Source organism: Bacillus sp. REN3, assembly GCF_017912555.1.
Lineage (GTDB): Bacteria > Bacillota > Bacilli > Bacillales > Cytobacillaceae > Mesobacillus.
In genome coordinates this window covers 1-231 of sequence record NZ_JAERSD010000093.1, presented here as the reverse complement: position 1 = coordinate 231, position 231 = coordinate 1, and the positions used below count along the sequence as shown (strand labels likewise).

1 protein-coding gene is annotated in these 231 nt (G+C 38.1%); it reads right to left on the bottom strand.

Translation table 11 applies throughout. From position 1 onward, the window contains the following. Positions 1 to 231, bottom strand: a 231-nt coding sequence (locus JJQ88_RS21110) for a transposase (RefSeq protein WP_210367983.1), incomplete at both ends; no start/stop codon positions are given.

Genomic DNA, 231 nt, shown 5'->3' with positions numbered 1-231 from the left:
CGTTTGCGCAAATCCATTCATCTAGCTCTTCGTCATACTCCATATTTTCAACACGGCCAATTTGTTCCTTCCACACTTTTGTCTGTTCTTTATCAAAAGTATTGTATTTAATGTAAGCTTCTATTTCCTTTTCTTCACAATGTGCATAGTTTTCTTCGCTTCCATAACCAGAGTCTGCAATAATGGCCTTTGGCTTTGGTCGGTTATGTTTTTCCAAAAGTTCAAGGTGGG